16 protein-coding genes are annotated in these 18913 nt (G+C 69.7%); 9 read left to right on the top strand and 7 right to left on the bottom strand.

Translation table 11 applies throughout. The features are described 5' to 3' along the window. The first annotated feature begins 26 nt into the window (after positions 1-26). Positions 27-1112, top strand: coding sequence for a trigger factor (locus tag LZ198_RS03330; RefSeq protein WP_253970392.1), 1086 nt, complete (start codon positions 27-29; stop codon positions 1110-1112). 38 nt (positions 1113-1150) lie between these two features. Here the strand turns inward: LZ198_RS03330 and LZ198_RS03325 are convergent, their stop codons facing one another. Next, the gene (locus tag LZ198_RS03325) at positions 1151-1528 is read right to left on the bottom strand and encodes a hypothetical protein (RefSeq protein ID WP_253970391.1); all 378 of its coding nucleotides are present in this window, start codon (positions 1526-1528) and stop codon (positions 1151-1153) included. 266 nt (positions 1529-1794) lie between these two features. On the opposite strand from LZ198_RS03325, the gene LZ198_RS03320 reads away from it, so the two are divergent. Together LZ198_RS03320 and LZ198_RS03315 are read left to right on the top strand one after the other, a co-directional pair. After that, on the top strand, positions 1795-3612 hold the full coding sequence (locus LZ198_RS03320; protein ID WP_253970390.1) for an invertase recombinase-like protein: 1818 nt from the start codon (positions 1795-1797) through the stop codon (positions 3610-3612). A gap of 153 nt (positions 3613-3765) precedes the next feature. Further along, a complete protein-coding gene (locus tag LZ198_RS03315; RefSeq protein ID WP_253970389.1) occupies positions 3766-5037 on the top strand; it encodes a hypothetical protein in 1272 nt (423 codons plus the stop codon). A gap of 67 nt (positions 5038-5104) precedes the next feature. Here LZ198_RS03315 and LZ198_RS03310 read toward each other — a convergent pair whose 3' ends face one another. Continuing rightward, positions 5105-6103 carry a hypothetical protein gene (locus LZ198_RS03310; RefSeq protein ID WP_253970388.1) on the bottom strand — a complete coding sequence of 333 codons (999 nt, stop codon included), beginning with the start codon at positions 6101-6103 and terminating at the stop codon, positions 5105-5107. A 495-nt stretch (positions 6104-6598) separates the two neighbouring features. Between LZ198_RS03310 and LZ198_RS03305 the strand changes: the two genes are divergently transcribed. Beyond that, positions 6599-7366 (top strand): Rieske 2Fe-2S domain-containing protein, encoded by a 768-nt coding sequence (locus LZ198_RS03305; RefSeq protein WP_253970387.1) that lies wholly within the window; start codon positions 6599-6601, stop codon positions 7364-7366. 87 nt (positions 7367-7453) lie between these two features. Next, positions 7454-8215, top strand: a complete 762-nt coding sequence (locus LZ198_RS03300) for a phospholipase D-like domain-containing protein (RefSeq protein WP_253970386.1) — start codon at positions 7454-7456, stop codon at positions 8213-8215. A gap of 166 nt (positions 8216-8381) precedes the next feature. Here the strand turns inward: LZ198_RS03300 and LZ198_RS03295 are convergent, their stop codons facing one another. Next, positions 8382-9071, bottom strand: a complete 690-nt coding sequence (locus LZ198_RS03295; RefSeq protein ID WP_253970385.1) for a LysM peptidoglycan-binding domain-containing protein — start codon at positions 9069-9071, stop codon at positions 8382-8384. Between the two features lie 360 nt (positions 9072-9431). Here LZ198_RS03295 and LZ198_RS03290 point away from each other — a divergent pair, with 360 nt between their 5' ends. Both LZ198_RS03290 and LZ198_RS03285 read left to right on the top strand, forming a co-directional pair. After that, positions 9432-9989, top strand: coding sequence for a hypothetical protein (locus tag LZ198_RS03290; RefSeq protein ID WP_253970384.1), 558 nt, complete (start codon positions 9432-9434; stop codon positions 9987-9989). Positions 9990-10604: 615 nt separating this feature from the next. After that, a complete protein-coding gene (locus tag LZ198_RS03285) occupies positions 10605-11546 on the top strand; it encodes a DUF808 domain-containing protein (RefSeq protein ID WP_253970383.1) in 942 nt (313 codons plus the stop codon). 3 nt (positions 11547-11549) lie between these two features. On the opposite strand, the gene LZ198_RS03280 is transcribed toward LZ198_RS03285, so the two are convergent. Next, a complete protein-coding gene (locus tag LZ198_RS03280; protein WP_253970382.1) occupies positions 11550-13085 on the bottom strand; it encodes a gliding motility protein in 1536 nt (511 codons plus the stop codon). A 281-nt stretch (positions 13086-13366) separates the two neighbouring features. On the opposite strand from LZ198_RS03280, the gene LZ198_RS03275 reads away from it, so the two are divergent. Continuing rightward, positions 13367-15364, top strand: a complete 1998-nt coding sequence (locus tag LZ198_RS03275) for a hypothetical protein (protein ID WP_253970381.1) — start codon at positions 13367-13369, stop codon at positions 15362-15364. A 66-nt stretch (positions 15365-15430) separates the two neighbouring features. Here the strand turns inward: LZ198_RS03275 and LZ198_RS03270 are convergent, their stop codons facing one another. The 3 genes from LZ198_RS03270 to LZ198_RS03260 are packed head-to-tail and all read right to left on the bottom strand — an operon-like array spanning position 15431 to position 18395. After that, entirely contained in the window at positions 15431-16117 is a 687-nt protein-coding gene (locus LZ198_RS03270; RefSeq protein ID WP_253970380.1) for an SDR family oxidoreductase, read from the bottom strand. Then, the gene (locus LZ198_RS03265; RefSeq protein ID WP_253970379.1) at positions 16114-17115 is read right to left on the bottom strand and encodes an aminotransferase class I/II-fold pyridoxal phosphate-dependent enzyme; all 1002 of its coding nucleotides are present in this window, start codon (positions 17113-17115) and stop codon (positions 16114-16116) included. The genes LZ198_RS03270 and LZ198_RS03265 overlap by 4 nt, the downstream gene beginning before the upstream one ends. Further along, the gene (locus LZ198_RS03260; RefSeq protein ID WP_253970378.1) at positions 17112-18395 is read right to left on the bottom strand and encodes a radical SAM protein; all 1284 of its coding nucleotides are present in this window, start codon (positions 18393-18395) and stop codon (positions 17112-17114) included. Before LZ198_RS03260 ends, LZ198_RS03265 begins: the two co-directional genes overlap by 4 nt. A gap of 141 nt (positions 18396-18536) precedes the next feature. Here LZ198_RS03260 and LZ198_RS03255 point away from each other — a divergent pair, with 141 nt between their 5' ends. Next, positions 18537-18893 carry a GatB/YqeY domain-containing protein gene (locus LZ198_RS03255; RefSeq protein WP_253970377.1) on the top strand — a complete coding sequence of 119 codons (357 nt, stop codon included), beginning with the start codon at positions 18537-18539 and terminating at the stop codon, positions 18891-18893. Positions 18894-18913 lie beyond the last annotated feature (20 nt).

Below are 18913 nucleotides of genomic sequence, written 5' to 3'. Positions count from 1 at the left end.
GGCACAGCTATCTCCCGGGAGGATTCGTGAGCGGCAACCAAGGAACCCAAGGCTCTGGTCGAGGCGTCGAGCGCCTCCTGAAGATCAGCCCGGTGGTGAGCACCGCGTCCGCGGAGAGCCTCAAGCTCCCCGACGTGAAGGCGCCCCCGCTCGACGGGCTCTCCGTGCGGGTCCCCACCCCGGAGGACCTGACGGAGGAGGACCTGCTGCGCCGCTTCCACGAGAAGCGCCGGGAGCTCGCCGCCACGCGCGAGCGTCAACCGGGCGAGTCGCTGGAGATGGGCGACAACGTGCAGCTCAACATCGTGGGCTACTGCGACGGGGCGCTCATCCCGTTCTCCGCGCGCTTCGGCATGTCGACGGAGCTGGCGCCCATCGAGGCGCTGCCCGGCTTCTGCGAGGCGGTGGCGGAGGGCGGGAAGGTGGGCGAGTCCATGCAGATCGCCCTCGAGCTGCCGGAGGCGTATCCGGTGGAGGGGCTCCAGGGGAAGCCCGCGCGCTTCCTCGTGGACGTCGTGGCCGCAGAGCAGGTGACGATGCAGCCCGAGAGCGCCCCGGAGTTCCTCACGCAGCTCGGCATGGGCGGCACCCTGGACGAGGTCATGGACAACATCCGGGAGGAGCTGGAGGACGAGCTCGCGGCGCAGCTCTGGGTGCAGGCCCGGGACATGGTGTTGGACGAGGTGGCCCGTCGCGCCCCGGTGGACGTGCCGCGCGCGCTGGTGGACGAGGAGCTGCGCCGCCGCTGGGTCCAGGCCGAGGGCCAGGGCATGGTCGCCTACCAGTTCGACGTGGAGGAGCAGCAGGAGGCGCTCCGGGGCTGGCTCACGGACCCCACCACGCGCGCGGACACCGAGCGCCGGCTGCACATCGGCATCGCGCTGAAGGCCGTCACCGAGGCGGAGAAGCTGCAGCTCACCCCGGAGAAGCTCGAGCACCTGATCTTCGACCACGCCGAGCCCTTCGGGTTCTCCGCGGAGGACGTCCACGCCGCGCTGCGCGAGTCGCCGGAGACGACCCGGCGCCTGACCGAGCTGGGCTGGTACCTGCTCGCCGTGGAGCACGTCATGAACAAGGCGAAGGTCACCTTCGAGGGCGCGGAGGAGGGCTGAGGTCGCTCACCCGCGCCCATGCCGGGGCGCGCGTCCCGTCACGACTCGCTGAACCACAGGCCCAGGCCTCCCAGGAGGCCCATGCCCAGGAACATCACCGCCAGCGACCACGTCTGGCGGCGCGACCACTTGAGCGACTCGCCATACCGGTAGCCACACACCAGGACGAGCAGGGCGAATCCCAGACAGATGGACGCCGGCCCCGTGGCGATCAACGCCTTGCGAGGCGTCCCGCTCACGTCCAGGACCGCCAGCAGGACCAGCGGCCAGAAGCCGACGACGAGCAGCCCGAAGACGAGCCCGAGGCCGCCCCAGGCCTGCGGCGTCGACAGCTCCATGAAGTCCCAGAATCGCTGCCACCGGGTACGCGGTGGCTCCAGCGGCTCACGACGACGTGGGGGAGTGGTGGTCTGCACGCTCGGGACCCTTGGGAGGACGTTCTGCCCGCCGCCAAGGTGCTCCTTCTAGTTCAGCCCGAGGCCTGATTGAAGCCCATGGGCGCCCGCCGAGGTTCCTCGCCCCGCGTGTCTCGGCGGGCGCTTCCCGCGCCGTGGAGCAGCGGCGGGGACGTGCCTCGTGACGGGGGCTCGACCCTCGCTACCTGGGAAGTGTGGTACGACGACTGCCCCTGGAAAATTGGAGGCTGGCTGTGAAGTTGTTCCGAGGATGTCTCGTTTCGCTGATGGTCTTGCTGGTCGCCTGTGGTGGCGATGATTCGGAGCCCATGGGGACCCCTGACGCCGGGCCGGTCCGCCCGGACGCGGGGGATGCCGCGACGGATGCTGGCGGTGAGCCCCCTGACTCGGGTTCGGAGACGCCGGACTCGGGTGGGGAGCCCTCGGACGGGGGTAACGAGACGCCGGACTCGGGTTCGGAGACGCCGGACGCGGGCAACGAGACGCCGGACTCCGGTTCGGAGACGCCGGACGCGGGCAACGAGACGCCGGACTCGGGTTCGGAGACGCCGGACGCAGGCAACGAGACGCCGGACTCGGGTTCGGAGACGCCGGACTCGGGTTCGGAGACGCCGGACGCAGGCAACGAGACGCCGGACTCCGGTTCGGAGACGCCGGACGCGGGCAACGAGACGCCGGACTCGGGGTCGGAGACGCCGGACGCGGGCAGCCCGGACGCTGGCGGTGAGACGCCGGACGCCGGTGAGCCGCCGGTGGTGAGTGTCATCGACAACTGGGGCTTCGAGACCTGGTCTGGCGCGCTTCCGGAGCGGTGGCTCGGGAGCAAGTCGAACCTCACCGCGGATGCGGTGCAGAAGGTGACGACGGGCGCCTATGAAGGCACGAACGCGGCGCGGCTCTCCAATGCGTCGTCGACGCACAAGCGCTTCACCACGGAGGCGAAGTCGATGCGCGCGGGCCGCTACTCCTGCACCTACCAGGTGCGTGGCAACGGCGACATCCGCAACGCCTTCTTCTCCGACGACTACTCGTCGTACTCCTCCTACACCTCCGTCAGCGGCAGCGCGTGGAAGCCGGTGTCGTACACCTTCAACCTCGCCAACGACGTCTTCGACACCTTCGAGCTCATCTTCAGCATCCGCAACACGAGCGGTGAGGGCCTGGTCGTCGACGACGTGCGCTGCCTCCGGGCCGCGGAGCCGTGTGATGCCATCAGTTGCGAGTCCTGGGAGCGTTGCGTGAACGCCTCCGCGACCTGCGAGCCGCTCTCCGGTCGCTGCAACGACGGCATGGACTGCAGCGAGTGGCAGGCCTGCGACGAGACCCACACGTGTGTGGTCGCCGAGAATCGCTGCGTCCGCCACGCGGACTGCGCGGACACCCCGGACACGCGGGTCTGCAACACCTCCACGCACCTGTGCGTCGCGGGCGACCCGTGCGCCGGCGTCACGTGCAGCAACCCGGCGACGAGCTGCAACCCCACGACGGGCACGTGCGAACTGGCCGAGGGGGCCTGCTTCACGACCTACGACTGCGTCGGCGCGCTGCCCGCCTGCGACCCCGTGACGCGGCGCTGCGTCGCCGCCGAGCACCCGGCGAACATCCTGCGCAACGGTGGCTTCGAGACCTGGAACGTCTACTCCATTCCCTATCAGGGGGAGCACCTCATCCCCGACTACTGGTACGGCATCGACAACGGCCTCACGGACCCGGGGACGGAGATCAAGCCCTCGCGCCTGGTGCGTTACACGAACGCGGTGCACGGCGGTGCGACGGCGCTCCAGTTCGTCGTGCCCATCCAGGTGGCCGAGCGCTTCTCGACCGAGAAGTTCAACGTGCCGAGCGGCACCTACTCCTGCTCGTACCGGGTGCGCGGTCACGGTACCCTCCGTCACCGCAGCTACTCGAGCGGCGGCTGGAGCCCCCAGACGGACTTCCTCACCGTCGACAGCGACGAGTGGCAGGCGGTCTTCTTCCGCTTCACCGGCAACGTCCGCGACTGGCGCCTGTTCTTCTACCCCAGCCGCAGCGAGGCCGACCGCGACCACCTCCAGGTCGATGACGTCGTCTGCACGAAGGACTAGGTCGTGTAGGTAGAACAGCGTCAGCGACGACTGGCGGTGGTGATGTGGACCACCGCCAGGCAGTGGGAGGCGCGCTGCTCATCGCGCGCCGCCACCCCATCAGGACAGGGCTGCGGCTATCCTGCCGGGATGTCCAACCATGACGTCGAATACGTGATCATTCGTGGCCTGGAGGCCCCGGAAGAGGTGCGTGCAACGCTGGAGCGGCATGGCTTCTCCGTCGGCCCGGAGTCGGTCAACAAGGAGGAACTCGAGGACGCGCTGCTGGACGACACCCTGGATGACTGCCCGGAGGGGGCCATCTGCGTGGTGTTCCAGGACACCTCCTGGACGTTCAAGCACAAGGTGTTCCTCCTCCTCGACGGCCACTTGGAGGAGGCAGAGATCTCCTGGTCCTTGTCGGAGGAGGAGCTGGTCGGGTTCGAGGTGCCACACGGGGAAGAGGCCAGGGTTCCGCTCTCCATCGACGCGGACGGCCTGCTCGACCTCTTCGAAAGCGATGAGGATGCTTCCGCCGAGGAGCGCCTGCTGACGCTGCCCGAGTGCTTCTCCTCGCTCCCGAAGGCGCGGCAGGTGCTGGCGCAGGTCGCCGCGGTGCTCGCGCCCGAGCAGTTCAAGGTCATCGTGGACATCGCCGGGCACTACTTCCTGGCCACGCTGGAGCGGAAGAAGGGGGTCGCCCTGGCGCCGCTCTACCCCTGGGTGGGGGATGGCGATGGCGAGTGGGTGGAGGGGGGCGAGGTGCGGGAGCACCTGCGCGCGGCGGTGGGGACTCCGCCGCCGGCGACCTTCGAGCCCTGTCCGAAGGTGGCGCGAGCCCAGAGCGGCTCGAAGCGGGACCTCCAGCGGCCCTTCACCACGGGCTCGCTGAAGGCGCGCCTGGGCAGCGTCTGGGCTGCCGCCGTCATGAATCGCACCGAGTATGGCAACAGGACCTTCGTGGAGACGCCCGGGGCCTTCGAGCAGCTCGAGGCCGCGCTGCGGGGCCCGGAGAACGCGGGGGCTGGATTCGCCTCGGTGCGGGACTCGCTCTACGAGGAGCTGTTCCATCGCTGGCCGGAGAAGACCCGGCCGCTGCTCTTCGCCGGGCTCGAAACGGAGCAGGACGACGCGGTGCGAGGGCGGATCTACGCCTGCCTGTCCAAGGTGGAGGACCCGGTCGCGTACCGCGCCATGGCGCGGGGCATGAAGGTGGAGCCGCCCGGAGTCGTCGAGCACCTGGCGCCGGTCATCTGGCGGCAGCGGGCCGCGGTGGAACTCCTGGTTCGCGAGTACCTCGTCCCCGCCTGGCCGGAGGACCGCGCGCTGGCGGACCGCATCGTGAAGGTGCTGCGCGAGGAATACGTGGAGGTCTCTCCGGACTGGGTCTCCGGAGCGCCCGAGCAACTGCTCAAGGCGCTCGGCCCCCTCCTGGCGAAGGCATAGAGAGCGGACCGACTCCTCGCGACGCAGGCGGTCCAGTCGCTCGGCGTTCGGGGCCTCGTGCCGGACGTCAGAACTTGAAGAGGCTGGAGACGCCGTCCTTGATGCTCTTGCCCACGTCCTTGGCGCCCTCGGCGACCTTGTTCGTCACGTCCTTGGCGCCCTCGGCGACCTTGTCCTTGGCCTCCTTGACGACCTCGGAGGCCTTGCCGTGGGTGACGTTGTCGACGGTGTTCTTCAGCTTGTTGAAGTCGATGGTGTACGACGTGCCGACCCCGAGCCCCACGCCGAGCGCCGCCTTGGCCTTGCCGCCGATGGTCAGCTTGCCATCCTCGAAGGCGACCTTGCCGTCCACGGACGCGCCCACGCCGGCGATGGCGCTGCCCGTCACGGAGCCCTGCACGGGGCCGAACTCGCCGCGGGCCGTGGCGCTCGCCTCGGCGCCCACGAGCGCGCCCGCGCCCGCCTCGAGGCCGACGTCGCCGTCCTTGAGGTTCAGGTCGGCCTTGGCCTTGGCGTCCGCGTTGGCGCCCACCAGCACCTCGCTGTGCACGCCGCCGTAGACCTTGCCGTCGACCTTGTCGAGGCCCTTGATGTCCTTCAGGTCCTTGCCGACGCCAGCGTCGCCGCGCAGGCTGACGAGGTTGGCCTCGGCGCCGGCCCGGCCGCCAATCTCCCACGGCATGATGCGGTAGGACGCATCACCCTGGACCTCCGCCGCGCTCGCCTCGAACTGCGCGCCGGTGCCCTCCGCGTTGAAGCCCGTGCCCGTCTTGAATTCGGCCAGGTCCCGCTGCCAGGAGACGTAGTTGCCGCTCTCGTTGCCCGCCACCTGGCCGGGGCCAGTGTTGCCCTGGGTGACCTGACGCCCGTCCTTCTTCGCGGCGCTGCTCTCCGCCTTGTCGCCCTTGCGCGGGTCCAGGAAGATGTCCTGTCCCCACTGCTGGCTCCACTTCGTCTCCGGCTGGTTCTTGTCGATGACGCCGCCCTTCTTGTCGGTGCTGGAGGCCGACTGGGTCGCGGGCGGAGTCGACGCGGGCGTGGACGTGGGGCGGTTGGAGACGCGCATGGGAGTGCTCCGGGAGACGGCGGGGGTCGGTAGGGGAGGGGCCGGAGTTCGTCCGGCCCGTGATGTGGCTTCCCTGGAGCACGGCCCATGCCAGCCTTTCGCGGCGGGTCCCTCGCCTCGGTTTCCCTCTGAAGCGCTCCCGGCGAGGGGGCTCCACCGTCCTCGTCCCTGATGTTCACGAGCATCAACGGTGATGTCTGGTGTCATCAGCCGGCGCCCCGGAGGCGAGGGCCGGGGTCAGCCACCCGGCTGACGGCGGTCGCCGCCCGTCAGCGTGTCACCCGGTGATTGCGAGGAGTTGACGAGGCCGTGTCATCCGCCACGTCGAGGCCGGCTACCCTGACGCCAGACGGGGCCCTGATTGCACCGCTGGGCGACAGCTCGACCGCGACATCTCCTGACAGCCCGTACTCCGTCCCCGACGTCATGGCTTGAACCGGAGGAGCTGTGAGCACATCGAGAAGAGGCTTCCTCGCGGGAGTCCTGGGCAGTGGGGTGGCGGTCACGACCTCGTCGGGCTGTGCTCCGGACGTGGACCCGGCCCCCGTGCTGGACGTCACGCCCGACGAGGACACGGGGGCCGTCACCCTGGAGGTGGCCCAGCATCCGAACCTGGCGCGAGTGGGCGGAGCGGTGACGCTGCGTGGGCCGGGCATCAACCCGCTGTTGTTGATGCACCGGAGCGAGGGCAGGTTCTCCGTGATGGATGCCACGTGTACGCATATGGGGTGTCCATTGGGCTACGACGGCCGCGACGTGGTGTGTCCCTGTCATGCCGCGCGCTTCGATTCGGCGACGGGCGAGGCGACGCTGCGGCCGGCCAGGACGGCGCTCCAGGTGGTCGGCGCCGAGAAGGTGACCTATCTGTCCGGGGTGTTGACCATCCAGGTCGCCGACGCGCGCTTGCCCGCGATCGTGGACGGCACGTTGGCGCTGGGGCTCGACGCGTATCCGCAGTTGAGCCTCCCTGGAGGCGGCGTGGCGGGAACACCTCGTGGACGTCAGACGCCCATCTATGTCTCCCGGCGGGGGGATGGGAGCGTCGTCGCCGTGAATGCGCTGTGCACGCACGCCGGGTTCAAGGTGTCGCGAAATGGAGACCACCTGGCCTGTTCAGGCCACGGCGCGACGTTCGACCTGGATGGCAGGATGCGCCTGGGTCCTTGGATCGGGCCGAACGAACGAGGCGCGACGGATGATCTGCAGCAGCTCGTCGTGTCGGCGACGCCGGAGCTGGTCACCATCCTCGTGCCGGAGGAGTGACGCGACGCAGGCGGCCATCACAGAAGGGCTGCAATGCCTCACGGGTCGTTGATAGGGTGGCTGCCGCCAACGAACGGGAGGGATACCTTGGCAGCAGCGGGTGCGGAGTCGCCGCGCATCGGAATCCTGGGCCACCGGGAGACGGTCTCCCAGCTCCATCGGCTCATCGAGGAGGCGGAGCGGCAACTGGTGCTGGTGAGCCCCTATCTGAGCATCGACAAGCTGCGCTCGCTCGTGCGCGCCTTGCATGGCGCACTCGCCCGCAAGGTGGAGGTCAAGCTGGTGCTGCGTGCGAAGGATGTCAGCACGGGCACCGGAGAGCCGCTCGCCTCGGAGGCGCTCCAGGGGTTGCGCGCCGCGGGCATGGAGGTGCGCCTGCTCGCGGACCTCCATGCCAAGGTCTACCTTTCGGAGAAGTGCGCGCTCCTGACCTCGCTCAACCTGCTCGAGTCCTCCATCAACAACAGCATCGAGGTGAGCGCCTGGCTCCCCGCGAACACGCCCGAGTACCTGCGGCTCGTCGAGGTCTTGAACACAGACGTGTTCCCGATGTCGGTCAAGGTGGCGTCCCCGGCCCCCCGGCAACCGACAGTTGCCCCGAGGGAGGCGCCGCGACGTCAGCGCTCCCAGCGGGACGAAGTGATTGTCTTTGGCGAGGACGGACACTGCATCCGGTGCGGAGAGGACCTGGCTTTCGATGTCGAGAAGCCCCTGTGTCTGGACTGTTACGGCGTCTGGCGACGCTATGGGGACCCCTCGTACATGGAAGAGTATTGCCATGCCTGTGGCGAGGAGAGTGACACCTCGCTGGCGAAGCCGCTTTGCCAGGACTGCTACCGCCATGGCTAGGCCCCGCTCCGTGGGGACGCACCCGCCGTGTTGGCGTTTTTCTCAGGGTCCATGATGCGGTGTGTCGCGTGGGACCCGGCCGTGAGCCGGTGCCTGGAAACGACGAAGCCCCCGACCCGTTCGAGGGGCCGAGGGCTTCCGGGGACGTCACGGGGACGTGACGGCGCTAGATGGGCATGAAGACCTTGAAGCCCCGGCGCCCGTTGTTGGTCGTGTTCCGCTCGATGAAGTCACTGGCGGAGGAGTGGCCGTCACCCAGGGTGATGGCCGTGTGGCCGTAGATGCTGCCCAGGCGGGTGGAGGTGCTCTCCCAGGTGAGGACGAGGCCCGGGATCTTCAGCGCCTGCTCCAGGGACATGTCGACCTGCTTGAACTTGTTGCGCGGCAGGTTGTTGTCGATCTGGTTCCCGTTGCCGGACACGCTGATGCCCAGGGCGTTGCGGAGGGCCCGGCTGACGCCCGTGGCGCACAGGCCCTGGCTGTTGTAGCCGCCCATGCCCAGCGCCGCCTGGCGGGCCGCCTGCGCCAGCCGCCGCATCGCACCGCTCGCGTTGCTGGGGCCGGCCTCCTTCGGCCCCCCCACGTCCATCCCACCGGTCGTGTCGCCCGTCCGGCCCCCGTGGCGGAAGCCCCGGCGGGCCCCGCCTGCCTCGAAGCTGTCACGGGTGGAGTGCCCGAGGCGCAGCGTGTTCCCCGAGTAGATGAGGTCGGGGTTCGAGATGTTGTTGTCCTGGGCCAGCTTCTTCACCGTGGTGCCGAAGCGGGCCGCCAGCCGGGTGAGGGTGTCGCCAGGACGGATGCGGTACTCACCAGGAGGGGTGCGGCGGTCGGAGGGGCGCGTGCGGTAGTTGAACATGAAAGCTCCTGCCCCATTCTCGGGGCTTCCCCGCATGAGTTGCTGCCCCGTTCCCACTTTCTAGGAGTGTTTACAGAACTGTAAGAATCCACTCCCTGTGGATCCTGAGGGGACGGGGCGTGGGGTGCGGCGTTCGGTCCGGTGGATCAGCACCGCCTCATGACGGGATGGAACCCTCGCGCACGTCTCACCGCGCGGAATGGCGAAATGCAATGCATGAGGGCGCGGCCCACCCGGGTGCAAAGGTTTGCGTGTATTGTATTTCAATGTCAGGAAGTTTTGATTTGAAAAGGGTTTGCCGGGAGTGTTAGTGAATTCCTGGCTTCGGCCAATCCCGTACAAACAACACAGGAGAAGTCCATGACGAGGAACGTGAAGCGTTTCCTGGCTGGCTCGCTGTTGTCTCTCGCTCCGTCGATCGCTTTCGCCGGGCAGACTGAGTTCGGGTTCCCCGACGTGCTCTCCCAGCGTGGCGAGTATGTCACCCTCCGCTCGGAGGGAATCCCGCTCCCCGTCCGGAATGGGGAGCCGGTGCAGTCCATCGGTCCCGCCACGGAGGATTTGCTCGTCCTCAACCAGACCGGCGCGAACGTCTCCCTGGGCATCCAGATCCTGACCGGGACGCTCAACGGCGTATACGCCCCCTATCCCCTGACCTCTGGCTCCTATGGCGGGTACCAGGTGGCCGCGCCCACGCCTCCGGCGGTCCAGCAGTACTACTGGACGGTCGACCCGGCGAACCCGGGTGGCGTGAAGACGTGCATCTGGCGGCTGGAGGTCGTCGACGCGGCCGGTATCTGCTCGGCGACGGCCTATCAGGTCGCGTCGTTCGGCGGCGCCACCTGCACCATCGACGCGGCCCTGTCCTATATCGACCAGGTCTCCTGCAAGACCCAGCTCGTCACCGGCATCCTGTGAGTTGAGCGGGTCCGCCGCCAGGGGCCTCGTGCCGCCCCTGGCGGTGTCTGGCAATGACTTGCGTCGTGTCTGTCTCCCAGGCGAGAGTCGAACGCGAGACGTGTCTGGTTTCCGCGGTGGCAACCTCCTGGAAGAGAGGACGACGACCATGACGAGGACCCGCAGGGCGGCCTGGTGGGCCTGGTGCGCCGTGACGCTGTGTGTTTCCTGCACGGACGACGACCCTGGCGAGGACGCCTCACCGGATGCCTCCACTTCGGGCATGGACGCATCGCTGGATGCCTCGACCCCTGGGACGGGGGGCGACTCCGGGACAGGCGACTGTGCCGGCGGGCCTCCGGCTTCCCCGAGCGCTCCCTCGTGCCGCGAGGGCTGCGACTACCGCTGCGGTCACCAGTGCGGAGACATCTGCTCCGCGCGGGGCTGCTGGTCTTGTTCCGGTGGGACGTGGGGATTCACCGCGGTCGACTGCGTCCCGTCCTGTCCTTGAACGGCCCGGGGCTTCTCAGGGGTGGGATGGTGTCGCATGGCGCGAGCCGTGCCCCGTGGGTCCCGCTGTGCTAATCCGCCCGGGTCGCAAGGCGGTTCACCACCCTCCCGCGGGACAAGACCTTCATGGCAGGCAGCAGTCTGATTGCGCTCATCGACGACATCGCGACCATCCTGGATGACGTCTCCATCCTGACGAAGGTGGCGGCAAAGAAGACGGCAGGCGTGCTCGGAGACGACCTGGCGCTCAACGCGCAGCAGGTGACGGGCGTGAACGCGGACCGCGAGCTGCCGGTGGTGTGGGCGGTGGGGAAGGGGTCGTTGGTCAACAAGGCCATCCTGGTTCCCGCGGCGCTGGCCATCAGCGCGCTGGCCCCCTGGCTCGTGACGCCCCTGTTGATGGTGGGCGGCGCCTTCCTCTGCTTCGAGGGCTTCGAGAAGCTCGCGCACAAGTTCCTGCACGGCGCCGAGGAGGACACCGCGCACCGCGCGGAGCTGCGCGAGGCGCTGTCCAACCCGACCGTGGACCTGGTGGCCCTGGAGAAGGACAAGATCAAGGGCGCGGTGCGCACCGACTTCATCCTCTCCGCGGAGATCATCGCCATCTCGCTGGGCACCGTGGCGACGGCGGACTTCACCACCCGTGTCATGGTGCTGGTGGGCATCGCCATCATCATGACCGTGGGCGTGTACGGGCTGGTGGCGGGCATCGTGAAGCTGGATGACGCGGGCCTGTACCTCAGCCGCCAGTCCGGCGCCTTCCAGCGCAGCCTGGGCGCGGGCATCCTCCGCGCGGCGCCGTGGCTGATGAAGTTCCTCTCCGTGGCGGGGACGGCCGCCATGTTCCTGGTGGGCGGCGGCATCCTCGTGCACGGCGTCTCCGGCCTGCACCACGCGGAGCAGTCCTTCTCCGAATGGGCCGCTTCCGTGCCCGGCGTGGGCAGCGTCCTGGGCGGCCTGGCTCCCATGTTGCTCAACGGCGCGGTGGGGCTGGGCGCTGGCGCCGTGCTGGTGCTGCTCCTCACGCTGGGCCAGAAGGTCATGAAGAAGAAGCCGAGCGCGAAGTAGCGGCTAGAAGTCGCGGATGGAGTCCATCACCTCGATCAACGCGTCGCGTCCCACCGGCTCCATGGATGCGCCGGTGGCCCCGCGCTCCTCGTCCACCGCGTCGAGGACGGTCATCAGCGCTTCGTGGATGTGCTCGCGCTCCTCCGTGTAGATGAACGTCTGCCGGGCATCCAGCTTGTTGAAGCCCTCGGTATAGGCCCTGACGATGGGCTCGAGCGCGGAGGCGAGGTCGGTGGGGGAGGCGTGTGCCGCGGCGGCCTGGAGCGCCGCGGAGCGCGCCTGTCGATACAGCGCCGCCGCCTTCTTGGCCTGGGTCGCGGTGATGTGGTCGGCCCCGTCCCAGACGCGGAAGGGGTTGTCCAGGTTCTCCGCCAGCCAGTCCGCCTTGCGAGGCTGCCTCACGGACAGGTCGAGGCCCGCGCGGGTGGCGGCCTTGTAGACCTTCTTCACCTGGGCGGCGACATCGGCGGGGATGCTCGTCAGCCAGAGCCTCCCCAGGGCGGGGAGGCGCTCCGGACCGGGGAACTCGTCGGGGGCCATGCCGAACATGTCGCTGAGCGTCAGCGTGTCCAGGCCCGGGAGCGCCGCCAGCTCGGCGACGTTGCGCAGGTAGCCGGGGGCGCCCCAGATGCGCAGCTCCGTCAGCCGAGGGAATCGTCGGACGATGCCCGCGACGTCCACCTCCCGCGCGGCGGTCACGTGCAGGTTGCCCAGGTCGTCCAGGCCCGTCCCCGTCAGGGTCGGCTCGCTCGTGGTCAACGTCAGCCAGCGACCTCCGGCCTCGGCGTGGATCCTCAGTCCAGGGCGGGCCTTGCCGACGAGGATGAGGAAATCCAGGCCCTCGTTCAGGTGGAGCTCGTGGACCCCCGTCACGTCGACCGTGAAGCGGGTCAACGCGGCTCCCCGTACGTCGACGTGGCGCTCGCCATGGCCGAGCACCACCGACTCGTAGACGAAGGGGCGGCGGCGGATGAAGTCGAACAGGCCTGGCACCGGAGCGTCGGCGTTGACGGAGGTCAGGATGGGGAGGGCTTCGAACACCGACAGGACGGGGGCGGCGGTGAGCTGCGCCGTGTCCAGACGCTGGGTCGAGCGGTGCACCTCCACGTCGCCTCGCGCGAACACCACGCTCTTGTCGCGTTCCGCGTCCATCTGCTTGAAGAGGTCGCGCTGCGCCTGGGGAATGGCTTCCCAGTGGCGTTGCGCGTGGAGGGGGCTGCCGTCGGGCCAGCCGCCGTAGCTGTTGGTGCCCTCGACGACGAGGGGGGGGCGGTGGCCCACGTGGGTGTACCCACGGGGCACGTCGACGGGGACCCAGTCGTGGACGTGGTGTTCCTTCCAGAAGAAGAAGTTGATTCGGGCGGGCGCCATGGCCGCGACCGCGGCGGCATCCGGCGGGGCGGAGCCCAGCCAGTCCAGCACCAGCACGGAGGCCATCTCGGACTTCCCGTCGACCTTCAGGGCGGTGACCTGGACCGCGGTATAGGCGCCGAACCGAGGGTTGTAGACCGCGAAGATGTCTCCAGGCGTGGGCTTCATGTGCGGATGCTTCCGTGGCTTGCGAGTTCAGGCGCCAGTCTAGGTCCAGGCCCGCTCATCGCCCGCGCGGTTCTCCTGGGAACCGGACGAACCGGCCGACGTCGCCGTGCGGTTGGCCGGGAGGTCCCGGAATGCCTGAGTCGGTGGGCCACCCGGCGGGAGGGCGCGTGGGCACCGGCGTCGAGAGGTTGATGATGGACGGTGGCATTTGCCATCGGATAGAGGATGTCGCCGAAGTCTTCAGCGGGGGCTCGTGCGTGCGAATCAAGGGGCTGTCAGGGTTGGCGGTACGGATCGATCTCGATGATGCGGGCCGGAAGAAGTGGCTGCGCAGCCGGTTGGAGGGGCAGACGCAGTCCGTCGCCGGGTTGATCGATGCGCTGCGACAGCGGCCGCTCCACGAGATGGTGAGTGCGCACTACCCGTTCGAACTCTACGGCGCCGTCCCCGAGGCCGAAGCGGCGCAGCGGCGTGTGTTGTTCGAGGCGCTCCTCGACCTGGCCGTGCAGCTGGGCGGACGGGGGGAGCTGGCGGAGTTCGCCCTCGAGGGGCAGGTGCGATGCTTCCTGTGGGAGAAGAAGAAGCGCGCGCTCGCGGCGCGTCCCTCCGACCCGCGTGTGAAGACCGACTTCCTCCTCTTCCAGCGACGCCTCCAGGAGGCGGGGCGGAAGTACAAGCCCGCCAAGACTGCCGCGCTGCGCTGCTCGTGTGGCGCGCCCGTCACGCCGGAGGCCACGACGTGCGCCGACTGTGAGCGGGACTTCACCGCGCCGATCGCCATCGAGCGCCGGCCTCGGGACCTCGCGCGTCTGCGTCCGCTGCGTGCCCGCCTGATGGAGCTGAAGATTCCACTCCCCGAGGAAGACGTCTTCGAGGCGAACGTGTTCCACCCGCGCCACGCGTTCGACGCCCTGACGTACGACGCGCTCATGCCGAAGGCGGGGCTCGTCGCGCTGGAGCCCGATGAGCTGCGCCGCCGTGTGGAGCTGCTGTCGGAGGTCCAGACGTGGCCGAAGCGCTATGCCTTCCCGAGGAGGGCGAAGCCCCAGTCCGGCGAGCGCTTCGACCATTGGTGCAGGTACGGGCTCGAGGATGCGGAGCCTGCGGCGCGGAAGGTCCTGGAGCGATTGGCCCGGGAGCAGGGGCACTGGTTCCAGGACCTCCTGGCCGTGGATTCCGAATCCCCGGGGTGGCTGGCGGCGGGAGAGGTGAGTGGCAGCTCGCTGCCGTGCTACTTCAGTCCCGCGGACGTCGGCCCGGCGTTGGACTGCATCCGTCGCTTCGCCGGAGCGCGCGTGGCGCTGGTGGACGAATACCTGACGACCCTCCAGCGCATCGCGCCGGACCTGCTCACCGCGAAGGAGCGAAAGCACTGCGAGGGGTACGTCGATGCACGCGCCATCAAGCATGGCACCGGCTTCGGAGACTTCCTGGGCCGCCGGGCCGCGAAGGCGAAGTCACCTGTCCAGGGACTCTCCTCGGTGCTCGGAGAGGCGGGTGACCCGGACGTGGATGACTTCTCGCGGAGCACGCTCAAGAGCTTGTCGCGGGCCGCGGTCGAGTGGCTGGTGGATGCGCGTCCGCCGGAGGTCGCGGACGTGGAGGCGGGTGGGTTGGTGCGCCAGTTCAACGCCCTGCGGCGCGCGAAGGCCTTTCCCGAGGTCATCCTCCAGCGCGCGGAGGAGGCGCGCCGCCAGCCCGCGCCGTTCGGAATCGCCGGTGCCCCGTGTTGGGACGTCCAGCCTGGGCGGCTCTCCGCGGAGGACCTCGAGGCCCGCGTCGCCTGCCCCGAGTGCAACAGGCGGCTGACGCCGAGAACCGTGTTCCACCTCCCCACCCTCGAGGAGGGAATGCAGGCGCGCACGCTCCGGCTCTATGAGTGCGGGTCGTGTGACGGGCCCGCGTTGCTCGCCCGCGCGGTGACTCCGGTCCGGGCCACGAAGACGCCCGTGCGGGCGTTCCTCGAGTACCCCACGGCGTCCTCCCTGGCGGCGCCTCTCCCCTCGGGCTTCGTCCCGTGGCGATACAGCCACTTCCTCGAACGACAGGAGGAGGGAGTCCGGCCCGCGCTCCGGGTGGCAGGACTGCCGTTGTCTCCGGAGGTCCATGACCCCCGCACCGACATGGCGCTGCGCTGCCGTCATCCCTTCGTCCGCATCCGGCTCCATGCGCTCAACCTGGGCGTCCAGTCCGGGGTCGGGGGGACCTTCGTCGTGGGGCAGTTGTGCATGACGCCCGGCTGCAAGAAGCCGGATGCCCGGACCCAGAACGACGATTGAGGTGTCCTGGAGCCGCGCCCCGGACCTCGCGTTGGACCGAGTCCGGGGCGTCGCGGGGGACGCGGCTCACCAGTCGAGGCGGTGACCCTCGAAGTCGAAGAAGCCGCCGGTCTCGTCGGGGCCGAGGCGGGTGAGCACGGCGAGCAGCCCCGCCACCGAGGTCTCCACCGCCGTGGGGGCCTCGCTGCCGCCCATGTCGGTCCTCACCCAGCCGGGGCTGAGCGCGAAGGCGAGGATGCCGGCGTCCTTCAGGTCGTGCCCCAGCGAGCGCGTGGCCATGTTCAGCGCCGCCTTGGACATGCGGTAGCCGTAGGCGCCACCCCAACTGTTGTCGGTGATGGAGCCCAGGTTGGAGCTGATGTTGGCGACCTTCGCGCCGCCCGCCGCGCGCAACCGTGGCAGCAGTGCGAGGGTCATGCGCAGCGCCGCCACGGCGTTCACCTGGAAGGTCCGCGTGAGGTCGTCGACGTCGAGGTCCGCGAGGTCGTCCGGGCGGGTGCGCACGCCCGCGTTGTTGATGAGCAGGTGGATGACCTCGGGGAGTGACTCCGCGAAGGCGCGCACGCCCGCCGCGTCCGCCACGTCGAGCGCGTGGACCCGGAGTCGCCCACCGGCGCCCTCGGCGAGCGCGGTGAGGTCCGTCGCCTGCGCGGGGGCGCGGACCCCCGCGTGCACCGTGTCTCCGCGCGAGAGGCACTGACGCACCAGCTCGAGGCCGATGCCCCGGTTCGTACCCGTGATGACGACGTTCATGGTCGGCTCGCTTCTTTCGAGGACTGCCCGGCGGAGCGCATGACGGGCTCCAGGCTGGAGAGGACGCTCAGGTGCTCGGGGCCTCCGAAGACGGACGCGGGCACTCCGAGGATGCCTTGCGCCAGGAGCGCGTCGAACGAGCAGCGCGACGTGGCGAAGTAGCCGATGCAGGGGGCGGCGCGCAGCTCGGGGCGGCGGGTGGTGAAGGCGTCCAGGGCGAGGGCTCGTCCGGTCAGGACCTCGCCGACCCGCCGGGGCCGGGCCGCGTGCTCCGTGAGGGCCGCGTAGCCGATGCGCAGCCTCTGTTCATCCTTGGGCAGCGGCGCGAACACGGCCCGCGCCTCCTGGCTCCAGCGCGAGGGCGCGATGCACAGCCCCGCGTGGTCCGGGAGCAGCCAGCCCTTGGACAGCGAGACGAGGACGAACGCCAGCTCCTCGCGCAGCAGTCGGAGCGCCCAGGGCGTCGGAGGCGTCGCATACGCGGAGTCGATGAGCAGCACGCGACGGGAGGGCTCGGCGCGAACCCAGGCCTCCACCCGCGTCGTCTCCTCGTCCGTCAGTGTTCGCCCCCAGGGCTTGAGCGGCTCGCAGAGGAGGAGCGCGTCGCAGGCCTCGAGCTCCGGCAGTCCCTGTCGCGCGGGGAATCGCACGACGTCGACGCCCGCCTCGGCGGCGAGCTGGAGGTACACCGGGTACACGTCGTCGGGAACCCCGACACGCGCGTTGCGCGAGGCGAGCCAGCCGAACAACGCGCGGAGGGAGCGGCGCACGCCGTGACTGACCTGCGTCCGGGACTTGAGGCCGGCGTCGAGCGACAGGTGCGAGAGGAACCGCTCGGCGAGGTGGCACCGGTACGGCGCTTCGGGATGGGCCGACGGCGCGATGGCGGCGAACGTCGGCGCCAGGCTGCGGTAGACGTTGAGCTCCGAGAGGTCGACGAGCTCGGGGCGCTCGTTCCGCAACGGGTCCCGCAGCGCGAGGAAGGCGTCGAGCCTCATCGGCGCACCTCCGAGGCCGGGTCTTCCAGCGAGGCCATGCAGGTCCCGTCGCTCATGAGGTTCCACGAGCGCACCAGCCGATGCGTCCGCTCCCAGCCCACCGACGGCTCCGTGTAGGCCGCGACACGCAGCACGCGGTGGGCGACCTCGCCCTCGAAGACCGGGCTGCCCCACGGCAGCTCGGCGACCTTCGTGAAGCCCGCGGCGTCCATCGCTCGGAGCACGACCCCGAGCGGCACCTGGTGGGTCTCGCAGTAGCGGTTCACCGCGCTCGGGGCCCAGGGGTTCTCGGAGAGGCTGGAGACGTAGAGTTCCTTGAAGCAGACCTCGTCGAATCCGTCGCGCGCGCTGCGCTCGAGGTAGGCCAGGACCTTGGAGACGTCATCGACGCCGCCGCGCTGCAGGACGCAGATGGCGCGGCTGCGGAGGCCGAAGGCCCGCGCGAGCGCGCCCGCGTCGACGGACAACCCCATGATGCGCGCGTCGTCCTCGGGGGTGACGCCATGGCGGCTGAGGGCCAGCGTGGTGAGCCCCTCGTCGCGCAGGGCCCGCAGGTGCCCGGCGTCGAGCCTCGCGCCGTTCGTGATGAGCAGCGTCTTCGGGAACCGCTCGGCGAGTCCTCGGACCAGGGAGCGCAGCGTGGTGGGAGGGAGCAGGGTCGGTTCGCCTCCGCCGGTGATGACGGCGCGCTCCGCCCCACGCTCCCGCGCGAGGTCCGCCCATTCGAGCTGTTGCTCGAGCGAGGCGCTCCGTTGCCGCGCGAGGTCCGAGACGCTGGCCTTCGAGAAACAGAACGCGCACGTCGCCTGGCAGGCCTTCGCCACGGGCAGCACGGAGAAGGAGCGGGGCCGGCAGTCGGCCCACGGGACGAGCCCCGTGTCGTCGAGCAGGAAGGCCTGGGCGGTGACCTCTTCGTGGAACGTGGGCCGCAGCGTGTCGTCGTCGCCCACCCAGGCGACCCCGCTCAGGGGCACCTCGGGGGCGGGCCAGCGCCAGCCGATGCCCGTCCCGGTGGTGTCGTTGGGGCGCATCGCCTGGGCGCCCGAGGTCGGCAGTTGTGCGCGCAAGGCGACGACGCGGTCCTTCGCGCGGCCGAGCTTCGCCACCAACCGCCGCGCCTTCGCGAGCCCGGGTGCCCAGGGCTCGTCCTCCTTCAGCATGTAGAACGCGTCGGGGAAGGTGGACTCCGAGATGGAGGCCTTCGAATACCGCATGCGGTAGCGATCGAACCCGCGCAGCCAGTTCGAGAGCGGGATGAATGCGACGAAAGCGGTCTCCATGCCTGGGCGACTCTCGCAAGGTCGCTGCTTGGTGTCAATGGTACACGAACCATGGCGGGTGGCCCCGCCGAGCGGTTGCTCGCCGGGAAGGCGTGATGCTCGTGACTTTCTTGGTGGGGTGTGTGTCCCTATCGTGGCCGCATGAGGACGATTCATGAATGGAAGTCGGTGCTGCGTGCCGCGATGAAGGACGCGATGAAGGCGCGAAACGCGCCTGCCGCGGCGGTGCTCCGTGAGACGCTGGCGGCCCTCGACAACGCGGAGGCTCCCGACGTGAGTGTCGCCCCCGCCCAGGTGGGGGGCGTGATTGCAGGAAGCGCGGGCGGCCTCGGGAGTGGGGAAGTGCCACGCCTGGTGCTGTCACCCGAGGCGGTGGACGCCCTCATCCAGAAAGAGGTCCGGGAGCGGCGGGCGGCGGAGGCCCTCTATACCGGGCTCGGCCGACACGAGGAGGCTCGTGTCCTGAAGGCCCAGGTGGAGGTCCTCCTGGCGCTTTGAGTGCGCCGGGCCCGCGCCGT

This window comes from Myxococcus dinghuensis (assembly GCF_024198235.1).
GTDB lineage: Bacteria > Myxococcota > Myxococcia > Myxococcales > Myxococcaceae > Myxococcus > Myxococcus dinghuensis.
This window is presented reverse-complemented; position numbering and strand designations above follow the sequence as displayed.